Annotated in this window: 13 protein-coding genes; 11 read left to right on the top strand and 2 right to left on the bottom strand. The window is 49.6% G+C overall.

Annotated features, from left to right (window positions below; genetic code table 11):
- Positions 1-41 precede the first annotated feature (41 nt).
- The 11 genes from LBCZ_RS09975 (at position 42) to LBCZ_RS09925 (ending at position 11,992) form a co-directional block, all read left to right on the top strand.
- Positions 42-1,088: a Fic family protein gene (locus LBCZ_RS09975; protein WP_010491801.1), complete on the top strand. Its 1,047-nt coding sequence runs from the start codon at positions 42-44 to the stop codon at positions 1,086-1,088.
- Between the two features lie 65 nt (positions 1,089-1,153).
- Positions 1,154-2,104 (top strand): hypothetical protein, encoded by a 951-nt coding sequence (locus LBCZ_RS09970; RefSeq protein ID WP_025013587.1) that lies wholly within the window; start codon positions 1,154-1,156, stop codon positions 2,102-2,104.
- A gap of 12 nt (positions 2,105-2,116) precedes the next feature.
- Positions 2,117-2,398, top strand: coding sequence for a type II toxin-antitoxin system HicB family antitoxin (locus LBCZ_RS09965; RefSeq protein WP_010491800.1), 282 nt, complete (start codon positions 2,117-2,119; stop codon positions 2,396-2,398).
- Positions 2,399-2,618: 220 nt separating this feature from the next.
- A complete protein-coding gene (locus LBCZ_RS09960) occupies positions 2,619-3,878 on the top strand; it encodes a carboxylate--amine ligase (protein ID WP_010491799.1) in 1,260 nt (419 codons plus the stop codon).
- 48 nt (positions 3,879-3,926) lie between these two features.
- Positions 3,927-4,388: a universal stress protein gene (locus tag LBCZ_RS09955; protein WP_010491798.1), complete on the top strand. Its 462-nt coding sequence runs from the start codon at positions 3,927-3,929 to the stop codon at positions 4,386-4,388.
- 162 nt (positions 4,389-4,550) lie between these two features.
- A complete protein-coding gene (gene sfsA, locus LBCZ_RS09950; RefSeq protein ID WP_025013589.1) occupies positions 4,551-5,282 on the top strand; it encodes a DNA/RNA nuclease SfsA in 732 nt (243 codons plus the stop codon).
- Positions 5,283-5,636: 354 nt separating this feature from the next.
- On the top strand, positions 5,637-6,860 hold the full coding sequence (locus LBCZ_RS09945) for a quaternary amine ABC transporter ATP-binding protein (protein ID WP_010491793.1): 1,224 nt from the start codon (positions 5,637-5,639) through the stop codon (positions 6,858-6,860).
- Entirely contained in the window at positions 6,853-7,704 is an 852-nt protein-coding gene (locus LBCZ_RS09940) for an ABC transporter permease (RefSeq protein WP_010491791.1), read from the top strand. The genes LBCZ_RS09945 and LBCZ_RS09940 overlap by 8 nt, the downstream gene beginning before the upstream one ends.
- Before the next feature lie 11 nt (positions 7,705-7,715).
- Positions 7,716-8,621, top strand: a complete 906-nt coding sequence (locus LBCZ_RS09935; RefSeq protein WP_010491789.1) for a glycine betaine ABC transporter substrate-binding protein — start codon at positions 7,716-7,718, stop codon at positions 8,619-8,621.
- A gap of 209 nt (positions 8,622-8,830) precedes the next feature.
- On the top strand, positions 8,831-10,591 hold the full coding sequence (spxB, locus tag LBCZ_RS09930; RefSeq protein WP_039639262.1) for a pyruvate oxidase: 1,761 nt from the start codon (positions 8,831-8,833) through the stop codon (positions 10,589-10,591).
- A 459-nt stretch (positions 10,592-11,050) separates the two neighbouring features.
- On the top strand, positions 11,051-11,992 hold the full coding sequence (locus LBCZ_RS09925) for a diacylglycerol/lipid kinase family protein (RefSeq protein WP_010491785.1): 942 nt from the start codon (positions 11,051-11,053) through the stop codon (positions 11,990-11,992).
- Positions 11,993-12,079: 87 nt separating this feature from the next.
- On the opposite strand, the gene LBCZ_RS09920 is transcribed toward LBCZ_RS09925, so the two are convergent.
- Together LBCZ_RS09920 and LBCZ_RS09915 are read right to left on the bottom strand one after the other, a co-directional pair.
- Positions 12,080-12,490, bottom strand: coding sequence for a GtrA family protein (locus LBCZ_RS09920; protein WP_010491783.1), 411 nt, complete (start codon positions 12,488-12,490; stop codon positions 12,080-12,082).
- A gap of 361 nt (positions 12,491-12,851) precedes the next feature.
- The gene (locus LBCZ_RS09915) at positions 12,852-14,084 is read right to left on the bottom strand and encodes an IS110 family RNA-guided transposase (protein ID WP_039639065.1); all 1,233 of its coding nucleotides are present in this window, start codon (positions 14,082-14,084) and stop codon (positions 12,852-12,854) included.
- Positions 14,085-14,198: the final 114 nt, after the last annotated feature.

Genomic DNA, 14,198 nt, shown 5'->3' with positions numbered 1-14,198 from the left:
GCCAAATAGTGTAATATGGCGAGGAAAGGGAGCGCTTGGCGATGAAATATTTTGACTATGAAAGCCTCAATGCACTGGTGGTCACCCCTGCCATCGTGGCTAAAATGAATCAGATTTATGAGTTGCGCGGACAACAACAGGACGGCTTACAGAAGAGTCGGGTTGCTTTAGAAAGATTGGTCAACATTGCCAAAGTTGAAAGCACCGATGCGTCCAACCGAATTGAAGGAGTTTATACCAGTGACACGCGTTTACGGGAACTGGTGAACAAAAAGACGACGCCCCACAATCGTAGTGAGGCGGAGATTTCCGGATATCGTGATGTTTTAGAGTTGATCCATGAGCACTATCAAGACATTCCTATTACTAGCAATTCAATCCTTGGCTTACACAAACAGCTATTTAATTACACTGAAAGTATATGGGGTGGTCATTACAAAGACATCAATAACACCATTGTCAATCACTATAAAGATGGAAGTCAGGGTGTCAGATTCACCCCACCACCGGCGCACATGACGCCTGAGTTGGTCGATTCGTTGTGCCATGCCTACAATCAGGCGATCCATGCCGGCGTTTTATCGCCATTATTGCTGACCGGCGCATTTGTTTTTGACTTTGTATCCATTCACCCGTTCAGAGATGGCAATGGTCGCATGTCGCGGCTTTTAATGCTGCTGACGTTATACCAAAATAACTTTTTGGTAGGAAAATTCGTTAGTATTGAACAACTTATCGAACACACAAAATCTGCTTATTACGAGCGGCTCCAACAAAGTTCAACCGATTGGATGACGAATGGTAATTCATACGCACCATTCCTTGATTACTTCTTGAGCATTATTTTGCAGGCTTATCGTGATTTGAATGAGCGCATCAACATCACACAACCTCAAGCTAAGTCGGCAGCAGAATTGGTTTTAAATGCGTTGCAGAGAGAATTACGGCCACTGAGCAAGCGTGATTTATTATCGCTTGTGCCAGAATACAGTCAGCGTTCAATCGAACGGGCCCTTCTCGAACTACAAAATAAACAGCAGATCGAGAAAATCGGCAGAGGGCGAGCAACAAGATATCGTCTCGTTTGACGGCTATTTTCTGGTAATATAAAGGCAGACAACTGTCATGATCCAGACCAGAAAGGACGGAACGGATGGAGCGGATTAAGTCTAACGAACGGGTACTGATCAACATCGGCCAACACTGGTATTACACGACCGCGAGTCGCCTGTCGCAGGTTATTCATGACACGATTAAAGCGGCGTTGGGGCCTGATCAGCATGAATTGTTATTCGTCTATTCGTTTACCACCAACAGCCGGTACAGCCTGATTACTGATGGCAAACGGCTTTGGCACTTGAGAATTAGCGATCATCGCCAAGCAGGTTACCAAGGTTTCAACTTTGATCTGCGAAATACCGCTAACTTCGCTGAACTCCGCGAGATGATTCGGCACTGCTTGGCCAGCCCTAACAATACGCTGCGAGTGGGTGGCCTCGCTTACATGCTTTTGCTTGTCAAGCATGCCGAGGTGATGGAAGACGAGCAGCACAACGTTCAAATAGCGGTTGGCGACCAAGTCATCACCTTGTCGCTGAAGCGTCTGTCTATGCTGCTGGATCAGTTAAGCCAACTTAAACTGGTAACGACGGAAGAAACGGGGGCCGCTGTTGTCACTGCGCTAGGTGAGGGCGTGATAAAACGCCTGACGACGCCAGAAATTTTGCAACTGTGGCACGGCGACGGGGCGCTTGACTTTTCGGTCCGAACTATCCTGGAAGTGTTTGCAACCGGTTTGCCAAAAGAAGAAAAACTCAATATGATCAGTCCTTATAACACAGTGGTTGCGGTGGGTCTAAAAGGCAAACCGCACCGTTTTAGTATTCCGGGGCGGCTTAGAGGTGAATTGAAAGTAGGGCAAATCATCGCCGTAAGGGCCTCGTATCGGCAGCGCGCGCTTGCCTGTATCACGGAATTAACAACTGTCCCGAAGGAAGAACAATTAGCCGTTCATATGGGGTGGGTCAGTAAGCATCCGCCCACGGAAGAAGAGATCGCTGCGTATCTGGCTGAGAAGGCGGGTCAAGCAGAGATCTTCGATTAAAGGAGTACAGCCATGAAAAAAGAGCCTATCAAATCACCGGTTCTAGTTTATCCAACCATTTTCACCGAATTTAATGATGAAGACGGCCATTACTTTACAGTCACCAGTCCAAATATTAAAGGAATGGTGACTGAAGGAACAACGCGTGAAGAAGCGGCCACAGAGGCTGTGGATGCCATCGCAACCATGCTGGATGGTGAACCTTATCCACCAGTTCAGGATCCGTCGAATTGGTCGTTGGCAGCTAATCAGAGCATTGTGTACATCACGATCGATATGGCGCAGCTGAAATAGTTTTGAACCACACTACCAGTATCTTCATGAATGCATATTGCCAGTATGGTATAATTCGAGAGCGACGAGCGAAAAGTTGAACCGCTTCAACGATCGCTTCGGAAATGTCATATGCAGCCGGCACCAACCACGTCACTGATCGCCGCTGCATTTTCAATGAAAATTTCAAGGCGCAGGTATAACGAACCTGAGCCTATCGAACGAGGAGAATATCATCCAGATGAAAGATGCACCCAGTTTTACCCCCATTCTGCTTGGCAGTGATATGAACGTGTACGGGATGGCGCGTTCGTTCCACGAGATGATCGGCGGCGCAATTGATGTTTATGCCCGTGAACAGCTTGCGCCGACGCGTTTTTCGCGTATCGTGAATGTCCATCTGATTAAGCAGTTTGATTCTGATCCCACGTTCATCGAAAAAATGCGTGAAATCGCCCATCTGCATGCGGCTTCGGCTGGTCGACTACTCTTGATTGCATGCGGCGATACATATGCGCAACTGGTATCCAAACATAAAGATGAATTGAGTCAGTGGTTCATCTGCCCTTATGTTGACTATGATTTGCTGAAGCGTCTGAATAGCAAAGAAAGCTTCTATCAGATGTGTGAGGAATACCATCTGCCATATCCGGCGACCAAAATTGTCACCAAGTCGATGTACGAAAGCAACGCCACCATCACCGCACCGTTTGAATTTCCGGTGGCGCTTAAACCGACTGATTCGGTGGAATGGTTGAATATCCATTTTGAAGGGCGCAAGAAGGCGTTCACGATTCACTCACAGGTTGAGCTGACCAATACGATTGCCAAAATTTACGACAATGGCTACACTTCCGATCTGATCTTGCAGGATTTTGTTCCCGGCGATGATAGCAACATGCGCACCATGAACTGTTATGTGGATCAATATCATCACGTTAAAATGATGTGTTTGGGCCACCCGTTGCTGGAAGATCCGACGCCGGCTTCAATCGGTAATTATGTCGCCATTATGCCGGCGTTTGATCAGAAGCTGTACGATCAAATCAAGGATTTCTTGGAGGCCATCAAGTTTACCGGTTTTGCCAACTTCGATATGAAATATGATCACCGCGACAACACCTTTAAGTTGTTTGAAATCAACATCCGCCAGGGACGCAGCAGTTTCTTTGTCACGTTAAATGGCTACAATCTTGCCAGCTGGCCGGTTCGTGATTATATCGTCGGCGATCTCAAGGATGCTCCAACAGTTTTCGGTAATGCTGACCGCAGCAAATACAAGCTATGGCTGGGCGTGCCGGAGCGGGTCTTCAAGCAATATTCCGCCGATAATGAAGCCAAGCGGGAAGCATTGCAGCTTATCAAAGAAAAGCGTTACGGGACGACGGTCTTTTACAAGCCGGATATGACCTTCAAGCGTTGGATATTGCTTAAGTACATGTTTCACAATTATGTCGGCCGGTTTAAGCAGTATTTTTCGGAAAACAAAGGTAATGTGTGATAGAATAGTTTTGTTAGGGATACCTAAACTTGCAAGGGGGCATTTCTGTTGGTTACTGAAAATGATTTAACGATTGAATCCGTGCATTATAATCGACTGCTACTGGCGGTCGATGATGATGACGACGACTCCTCGCGCAAGGCATTGAACTACGCCTGCACGGTCGCCAAGATTTACGATATTCCGCTGGGGATTGTTTCGGTTCTGGAAACCGGCGATTTGAATATTTTCCAGTCATTGACACCTGACGATGTTGATGCAGCACGGGAAAAGATGGCCAAAAACCTGAATACTTATGTTGAAAAGGCCCGCGACTTCGGCGTTCAAAAAGCGCAGCCAATTGTGGCAGAAGGTCGTCCAGCTGCTGCTATCCTTGATGAAGTGATTCCTGCTTTCAAGCCGGACCTGGTTATTATGGGTTCGCACGTGCGCCGTGGTCGGTTACGTCTCGGACACGTGGCAAGTGAAGTGGCACGTGATGCGTCGGTATCTGTCATTATCGTTCGCTAATATTGTAAAAGCATCACAACAAGCAGCCGTCGCGACTCCAAAAAAGAGTTCGGGGCTGCTTTTTGAGCGCAGACTGGCGACGGATAGCAAGCAAACAGTCCAGCGTACGCTCGACGCAATTGCTGGAAGACCACCCCTTAACTAACAGAAACGAGGCATCCCATGCATTATCAAAACGTCAGCGTCGGCAAACTTATTCGCCGCGTTAGCCGTTTCACGGTCGAAGTTGCATTAGACGGCGTGACGACGCCTGTTCACATGAACAATACCGGCCGCAATAAGGAAATTCTGATTCCGGGCTCGCTTGCCAGTGTCCGCCATGTGGCCAACACCAACCGCAAGACGCACTACGATCTTTTAGCCGTTCAGCGGCAAAATCGTTGGATCAATATTGACAGTCTGGCGCCGAACCATGTTGCGAAGGAATGCTTGGAAACAGGAACCTTGACACTGCCGGGGTTGACGTTGCCGTATGCGGTTCATCCGGAAACAACCTGGCGCGATTCTCGGCTGGACTTTGCCGGCACAGCTGCAGATGGGCAGCCATGGTTTGTCGAAACCAAAGGCGTGACGTTAGCGAATGGCTCGTTAGCCGCATTTCCCGATGCCCCGACGACTCGCGCATTGAAGCATGTCCATACCTTGATGATGGCACAGGCAGAAGGCTACCAGGCGTTTTTGGTGTTCATCGTACAGTTGCCAGATATTCAGGAGATGACCATTTATCGGGATCGTTTTCCCGAGCTGGTCACCGCGATCACCAACGCTAAGCAAGCCGGCGTTCGGGTGTTGGCATATGATACGGTAACCGGTCCCGATGCCATTACGTTAGGACGCAAAATTGCCTTTGATGAACAGCTTCCGTTTACAGAAATCGACTTGGCGAGTTTGTGAAAAATGAAAACTCGTTCATAAAAATTTCATTTTGACTTGACAATTTTATTTAAGCATTGCTACCGGGTCGTTAATCGTCCCTAGCCCTCAATCCTATGCAGATGAGGGCTTTTTTGATGGCGGGAAAATCATGGGCTCGGAAACGTCAGGATCATGGCGAAAAATGAAAATGAGATTCCGTGATTTGAATCACACACAAATGATCTTTACAATGGTTAGCATTGTTTCAATTCGATGACAACTGTTTCTTAAATAAGACGCCAAGTAACACAATGCATAGCAAATAGCTTTAAGCAAACAGTACTGGGTGCACGCTTGTCAAAAAGCGGTGACCCCGAGAGGAGAAGTGAACGGATGCAACACAAAATTGAAAGTGATGCAGAAACCAAAATCGAAGTCCGCGGGTTGACCAAGATTTTTGGTAAACGAATTAATCGCGCTAAGGAAATGCTGAAAAATGGCAAAACCAAGCCGGAAATTTTAAAAGCAACCGGCGCAACAGTCGGCGTTGATCGGGCGGACTTTTCGATCAAGACCGGCGAAATCTTCGTGATTATGGGACTTTCCGGATCCGGGAAGTCAACGACCTTGCGGATGCTGAATCGGTTGATTGAACCGACTGCCGGCCAGGTGCTGATTGACGGTGACGATATTTCCAAAATGGACAAACAAGGCATTCGCGAGATTCGGCGTAAGAAACTCAGCATGGTGTTTCAAGGGTTTGCGCTCTTGCCGAATCGAACCGTGTTGCAAAATGCCGCCTTTGGTTTGGAAATTCAGGGTATGGATAAAGATGAACGCGAAACCAAGGCCAATAAAGCGCTCGACTTGGTTGGCTTGAACGGGTTTGCCGATCAGTATCCGGACCAACTTTCCGGTGGGATGCAGCAACGGGTTGGCTTGGCGCGTGCCTTGGCCAGTGATGCCGAGATCCTGCTGATGGACGAAGCCTTTTCCGCGCTTGATCCGTTGAATCGGCGGGATATGCAAGATGAACTGCTGGATTTGCAGGAAGACATGCATAAGACGATTGTGTTTATTTCGCACGACCTGAACGAGGCGTTGCGGATTGGCGATCACATCATGATCATGAAGGATGGCGAAATTGTCCAGATCGGTACCCCTGAAGAAATCCTGAGTCAGCCAGCTGACGATTACGTTGAGAAATTTATCGAAGGCGTGGACCGTAGTCAGGTTTACACGGCGGCTAATGTCATGATTCGGGCCAATACGGTCAACATTGACAAGGATGGTCCGCGGTTGGCGGCACGGCGCATGCGGGATAACGAGATTTCCAGTTTGTATGTGGTGAATACGCAACGGAAACTGGTCGGCATTCTGGATGCGGATGACGTGCGGGCAGCCATTGATGCCGGCAAGAAGGATCTGAAGGACATTGTTAAAACCGATGTGCCGACAACCAAAATGGATACGCCACTGGCTGATCTGCTTGACGCCGTTTCCACGACTTCGGTTCCGTATGCCGTTATCGACGATCGTGACCGATTACGCGGCATTATCATTCGCGGTGCCGTGTTAGGGGCACTGGCAGGACAGGAGGTCAATGTCAATGTTTAATCTTTTCATGAATATTCCGACTTTACCGTTGGCCCACTGGATCGATTCGTTCGTGGCCTGGTTAACCCAGTTTTCCGGGTTCTTCGGGGTGCTGACGAACTTCATCGGCAGCATTGTGAACGCTTTTCAGGCCGTGTTCGATTTAATTCCGATTTGGCTGTTCATCGTGCTGATTATGGCGTTGACGTGGTATCTGAAACGGGATCAGAAGTATCGGAGTCTGTTGATTTTTGAACTGCTGGGCTTACTGCTGATCTGGAATCTCGGTTTCTGGCGCGACATGACCCAAACCTTAACCCTTGTGCTAACGGCTAGTCTGTTAGCCATCGTGATCGGCATTCCACTGGGCATCTGGGCTGCAGAAAGCAAAACCGTGTCCGCCATCGTTAAACCGCTGATGGACTTCATGCAGACCATGCCAGCCTTCGTTTATTTGATTCCAGCGGTTGCGTTTTTCGGTATCGGGATGGTGCCCGGGGTGGTTGCCTCGGTGATTTTTGCCATGCCGCCAACCGTTCGGATGACCCAGCTTGGCATCGATCAGGTACCGGCTGATCTGAACGAAGCAGCCGTTGCATTTGGCGCGACCAGTTGGCAGCAGCTTATCAAGGTGCAGCTGCCGTTTGCCCGCGGCACGATTATGGCCGGCATCAACCAAAGTATGATGCTGGCACTGTCGATGGTTGTCATCGCGTCCATGATCGGGGCAATGGGCCTGGGAACCAAAGTCTATTTTGCCGTTGGACGTAACGATGCTGGCGGTGGCTTTGTTGCCGGCCTGGCGATTGTCATTTTGGCGATCATTTTGGACCGGATCACCCAAAGCCTCAACCGCACACGCTAGGAGGTGGCCGTTTGCGTTTTTATAAAAAGATCATTGCAACCGTGGCGATGATGGCAAGTGTCTTGCTGCTGGCCGCATGCAGTAGCACCCAACCGAAATACGATGCCAACAAGCCACTAGGGCCGCAGATCAATTACACGATTACGGGGATCGATGCCGGTGCCGGGATTATGACCAGCACGGATAAGGCGCTGAAAGCATACGGACTGGCGGATAAAAATTGGCAACTGCAGCCGAGTTCAACCGCGGCCATGACCAGCACGCTGAAAAAAGCGATTGCCGATAAACGGCCGATTGTGGTCACCGGGTGGACGCCACACTGGATGTTCACGAAGTTTCCGTTGAAGTTTCTGAAGGATCCTAAAAATGTTTATGGTAAAACCGAACAGATCCATACGATTGTGCGGAAGGGACTCAAGCAGGATGATCCGCAAGCCTATCGGGTGTTGGATCAGTTTCACTGGACGCCAAAAGAAATTTCCAGCGTGATGCTCGCCGTCAACAATGGCCAGGATCCGGCTGATGCTGCCAAAGACTTCGTTAAGAAACACCCTAAGCAAGTTGCCGAATGGACGAAAGGTGCGAGCCATGTCAGCGGGCATCCTAAGTTGACGTTAACGTACATTGCCTGGGATTCGGAAATTGCCTCCACCAATGTCGTAGCAACGGTCTTGCGCCAAGTCGGCTACAAGGTCACGATTCGGGCGATGGAGCCACAGCCGGTCTGGGCATCGGTTGCCACCAAGGCCGCAGATGCGCAGGTCTCCGCATGGTTGCCGAACACGGCGGCTAAGTTATACGCCGATTACAAGAACCAAGTCGTTGATCTTGGCGTCAACATGGACGGTGCCCGCGTTGGGTTGGCTGTGCCTAAGTATATGAAGAACATTAACAGTATTGAAGATTTGAAGAAATAGAAGATCATTAACGCCAAGGAAGTCGTTCGCAACATTGCGGATAGCTTCCTTGGTTTTTTGTTGGATGAGTTAATGAGCAGATGGCTTGCCTTCTAGGCGTTTAGTGACTACGATAACCGCGAAGAAGCATCTAATGCTATGAAAAGATTAACTTGTTTATAACGGGTTTTTATGAAGTGTTCACGCTCACCTAAAGGAGGAGAGTTTTGATGGCTGAAACGATTAAAGCAGGAATTGCTGCCTTGCGGACTTTGGAAAGTTGGGGTGTGACCCATCTTTACGGCATTCCCGGCGGTACGTTTAATAACATGATGTATGCGCTGGATGAAGAGCAGGCGCGGATCAAATATATTCATGTCCGGCATGAAGAGGTCGGGGCACTGGCAGCAGTTGCCGATGGTAAGCTTACCGGTCACATTGGTGTGGCATTTGGATCAGCCGGTCCCGGAGCAACCCACCTTTTCCAGGGAATCTATGATGCCAAAATGGATAAAGTGCCAACGCTATTCTTGGTGGGGCAGGTCGAACAGCGGTTTATGAATGCCGATTTCTTCCATGAATTGGACGAGGATCCAATGTTTCAAGACGGCGCCGTTTATGCCCGCACGGTGACCACCGCGCGCAGTCTGCCCCATGTGATCGATGAAGCCATTCGCCGTGCTTATGCCGCTCGTGGTGCTGCCGTGGTGATCATCCCCAATGACTTGCCGGCAGAACCGATCCCGGCTGACGGGTATTACAGCGCGGCTGAAACGCATGCAACGCCGGTTTTGGCGGCTGGCAGCGATGAGCAGGTCGATGCAGCTTTGCGGCTGATCGGTGCGGCCTCCCGACCAGTGTTGTATGTTGGCCAAGGGGTCCGTGGTGCGGCCGATACCGTTATGACACTAGCCAAAAAGTTACAGATGCCGGTCATTACCACCGCGCTTGGTAAACCGATCATTCCGTACGAGTTCGAAGCATTACTGGGTTCGGCTGCCCGGGTTGCCTCGAAACCGGCCAATGAAGCGTTACGGGTCGCGGATCTCATCATGTTCGTCGGCTCCAACTACCCATTTGCCGAAGTCATGTTCTCGCCTAAAGCGAAGTTCATTCAGATTGAAGCGGATCCGAAGACACTTGGCAAGCGGCACCACACCGATGTGGCCATTTTGGCAGACGCACCGGCAACGCTGGAGAAAATGATTGCCCGCAGCGAGGATGCACCAAGTAGCGGCTGGTATCAGGCAAATGTCGACAACGTGAAAAACTGGCATCAATACAACGATGACATGATGCAGCGGACCACTGGTGATATGCGGTTTGAGCCAGTCTTCGGTCAAATTAATCGGTTAGCGACTGACGATGCGATTTTTGCCATTGATGTCGGCGATGTAACGCAAAATGCCGTGCGGCTGTTGAAAGTCACCGGCCGTCAAGCTTGGACGACCAGTGGTTTGTTTGCCACCATGGGCGCTGGCTTGCCAGCCGCTTTGGCCGGACAGTTGAGTTTCCCTAAACGACAGGTCTTCAATCTGACTGGCGACGGTGCGGCAGCAATGGTCATGCAGGATCTCGATACCGAAGTGCGGTACCATTTGCCGATTATTAACGTTGTGTTTTCCAATAATGCGTTAGGTTATATCGAAGATGAGCAGGAAGATGACGGCCATGAGTGGTTCGGTATCGACATGCCGCCGATTGATTTTGGGACAGTCGCGAAAGGCATGGGGATGACAGGCATCACGGTGACGCAGGTATCGGAACTTGCTGACGCGTTTGATGAAGCCGAAGTTAATCGCATTGCCGGCAAACCGACGCTGATTGATGCCAAAATTACCAACGAACGGCCAATTCCGGTCGAGCACCTGCAACTGGATCCTGATCGCTTCGATGCGCCGACCATTGCAGCATTCAAGAAACGTTACTATGCGGATAAGCTGGTGCCGTTCAGTGAATTTTTGAAGGCGCATCACGTTCCGGTTGGATAATTGTGTGAGTAGGGGAAAAAACTCGGGCAATGAGTTCCGTGCTGTGCCAAACTCCGCAATCTCCGGCCAGATGTGGCTGGAACGCTGTGGGCACGACTTCGAACCCGCAAAGCCCGCGGTTTCGAAGCTCGGCCTTGTTGTAGGCGGGGCAAAGAGCGCCCCACCAACAACAATTCCACGGCTGAGCCCCATCTGGCCTACGATTGCTCCGCCTTGGCACTAGTGATTGAACAGTTTGACAAATTACTTGTATGTGGACATTAAACGAACGTGCGCTGCAATTGTGTGCGTTCGTTTTTATATTCCGACGGCTGAAGGTTTGTCAGATTTTGTCCTGCCACTTTCATGAAGCACAATCAATGGTTGCGCAGCCCGAAAATGGTATCATGTGACTTAACCGGGCAATTCGTCTATGGCATGAATTGTCTCGTGACTTAAATGACAGGATGGCCTAACAGGATGTTTGCTGCTGAAATTATTATGAATCCAAGTGCGGGTAATGCACGCTGGAAGAAGGAGTTGCCGGCGTTGTTGGCGCTGCTTAAGTTGCACTTTGCGCGGTTGCGGGTGAACCGAACCCAACAGCCGGGTGATGCGCAGATTGTTACCGAGAAATTGCTTAAAGCCTATCATGATCACCTTGACGAACTGCAACTGATTGTTATCGGTGGCGATGGCACGTTGCATGATGTTGTGAATGGGTTACAACGCCGCGGTCATCCCGAAGTGGCTATTGGCTATGTTCCGACCGGCACAGGCGATGATTTTGCGCGTGCTCAGCAGATACCCTTGGATCCGAAAAAGGCCGCGGCGGCATTGGTCACTGCCATGCCGCGGCCGGTGCGGATCGGGGTTGCGAATTCAGCCAAGTACGGAACCCAGTATTTTATCAATAATTTTGGGATTGGCATGGATGCCCAGATTGTTTACCAAACCAATCATTCGCTGCATAAAGGGACGCTAAATGCCCTCAAGTTGGGCCAATTTGCGTACGGCGCCAGCATTTTAAAAGCGCTGCGGGTGCAAAAAGGCTTCCCGGCCACTTGGCAAGTCGCTGGCCACCCTGAGGAACACGCTAATAACGCTTATCTGAACGTTTTTACCAACCACCCGTTTCTCGGCGGCGGTATTCGCCTTTTTCCGGACGTGATGGATCAGCGGGAACGGCTATCACTGGTTCAGGTGCGTCGCGAAAAGCTTGGCACTTTGCTTCAAGTCGCGGTTGCCATTTTAAGCGGCCGATCGGTTCATCGTGCCATCCATCATCTTGAGGCCGATCAATTTGACTTTGTCACGGAGGCTACGGTGCCGATTCAAATGGATGGTGAAGAGTACACGACGCCAATCACGGTTACCCTGCGACAGACCACGCAGATGTTCTTATTGCCAATGACCAACTAAAAAGTCCCCGTCGACAGCCGTGTTTCAGACTGTTAATGGGGACTTGTGATTTGCTCAAGGCGCTGGTGGCGTGGGCTTGCCAGCCGATTAACGCTTGCGCACGAAAATTAATTTTGAGAACAGATAATTGGCCACCACGATGATGACCTGATCGAGAATTTTGACCAGAATCTCATTGCCATGCAGCCAGTCAACGCCGACGATCATGATGAAGTTGTCCAGCAGGAGTGACACGCCGCGAAGAATCAGGAAGCTGGTCAGTTCGAACCAAAATTTTTTCTTGCTTGAATAGTCGCTGTGGAAGACGACACTTTTATTGGCAAAAAACGCAAAGATAACACTCACGATATTCGCGGTGGTATTGGTTAACACCAAGCCGATGCCAAAATAGCGCATCACGAAAAAAGTGACAAAGTTGATGAGGGTTGTGAGGCCGCCAATGAACAAGTAGTTGATGATCATTTCGTAGCGGCGGTAAAGTTGAATCAGGGTTTTCAAGGGAATGTGCTCCTCTAGTATTAAGTTTGGCACGCGTGCCGGCCCGAATAATGGCAACTCGTCACAGTATACCATGCAACGCAGTGGGGCGTCAGCCGGCGAATGATCAAGTGACTTGCACTTTTGCACGCCTTTGTCTTACAATTAGTAAGCAGATTCGAACGTTATTTTTGTACTGTAAGCGCGCTTGAATCTCAGCAAATTTCAGGGTATCCTTTTCCCAAGACTTGTGGTCTGAAGTCAAGGGAGTGATTCAAATTATCTAGACTTGTTTCATTTTTCAGAGGGTATACTTCCCCCAGCCCAGGGATTTAGTAATTTCTCTAGGTGAATCTAAAGCCCTAACTTGACGCTTGGCGCGCTAGACCGCTTTGGCTGGTTTATACAACTCGTGGTTTTTAAGTAATGCATAGATCACGCGTACCAGCTTTCTTGCAGTCATGACACAAGCACGTCGGTGTTGATATTTTGGCACCTCCCGGTATTTCTTGTCGTAAAATCTGGCAAATGTGGGATCATGCGCTCTTACCGAGTTGGCAGCTTCAATTAGGTAATAGCGTAAGTACTGATCGCCGTTATGCGTGCGCGGCGTTAGTTGCCGCTCACCGTTTCCGGATTGACTTCTGCGCCAAACCAGTCCGGCATAGCTTGCCAAACTAGCTTCACTCGGAAACCGTTCAATCTGACCAATTTCAGCCAGTAGTCCAGCCGAGTAGACTGGGCCAACGCCTGGAATACTTTGCGTTGACTGTGAGCCATCAATGACGGCACACAGGTCGGTGATGCTCTTGTCTAGGGCTTTTAGTTGCTTTTGTAACATCCGGATCTGGTTGATGTAAATCGCCATGACCTGGTCAACAGAATCGGCAACCGTCTTGCTCAAGCGATAAGAGCTACGGATGGCTTTTTGTAAGGCCTTAGCGATCGCCTCTGGGTCACCAAAGCGACCGTGGGACAATTGGTTAAGATCTTGAGTAAGCGTCTGTAAGGGCATCTGAGCGATTTCGTCCAGTGTGTACTTTTCACCGCTAAGCACCGTCATCATCGTGTTTCCGAACACAGAAGTCGGTAGCTCAGCTTCCAGTGTGTTCAATCGGAAGTACAGATTGTTGAGGAAGTGGTTTTTGCCATCTGTAATTTGTTTGACGACGTGATACCGTTCGCGGGTGAGCCGCTGTAAGGCAATGTGTTTCTCGTCGCGGGTCACTGGCACTTGATACCGGCCAATGCGCAGAAAGTCTGCGATGTGGAAGGCATCAATGGTATCAGTCTTGTCGTCATCGAACAATTGGCTGTAACGATGAGTCATCTTGGGGTTCAACGTGACGACAGTGGCATCCAACGCACTGAGCGCTGAGCTTTGTTCAAAGTAAAGTGTGGGGTGGATGTTGTACACCGAGGTGGCTTCCATGCCAATCACGATCTTTAGTGAATCATCTTGGCGTTTAGCCCATTCCAGGATTAATTTCTCAATTTGGCCGGCCCCGTCAGGGGTATTCGTGGTCTTGTCCTGGAAAATAACCTTCTTGGCAGAATCCAAGCCACAGTAATCAAGCTTTGCTTTTGAAACATCAATACCAACATTCAAGTTCATCGAATTGGACCTCCTTTCTGTTCTGATTTATGGATAGGCTTGGGCGCTGCGCGATATTCCCTAATTATGAACCTACAGTACTTCCTCGCAGTATGAGCAGTCTGTCTGAGGATC

The sequence above is a fragment of the Lacticaseibacillus casei DSM 20011 = JCM 1134 = ATCC 393 genome (genome assembly GCF_000829055.1).
GTDB classification, from domain to species: Bacteria; Bacillota; Bacilli; order Lactobacillales; family Lactobacillaceae; genus Lacticaseibacillus; species Lacticaseibacillus casei.
The sequence above is the reverse complement of the archived record's forward strand: the minus strand, read 5'-3'. Positions and strand labels throughout refer to the sequence as shown.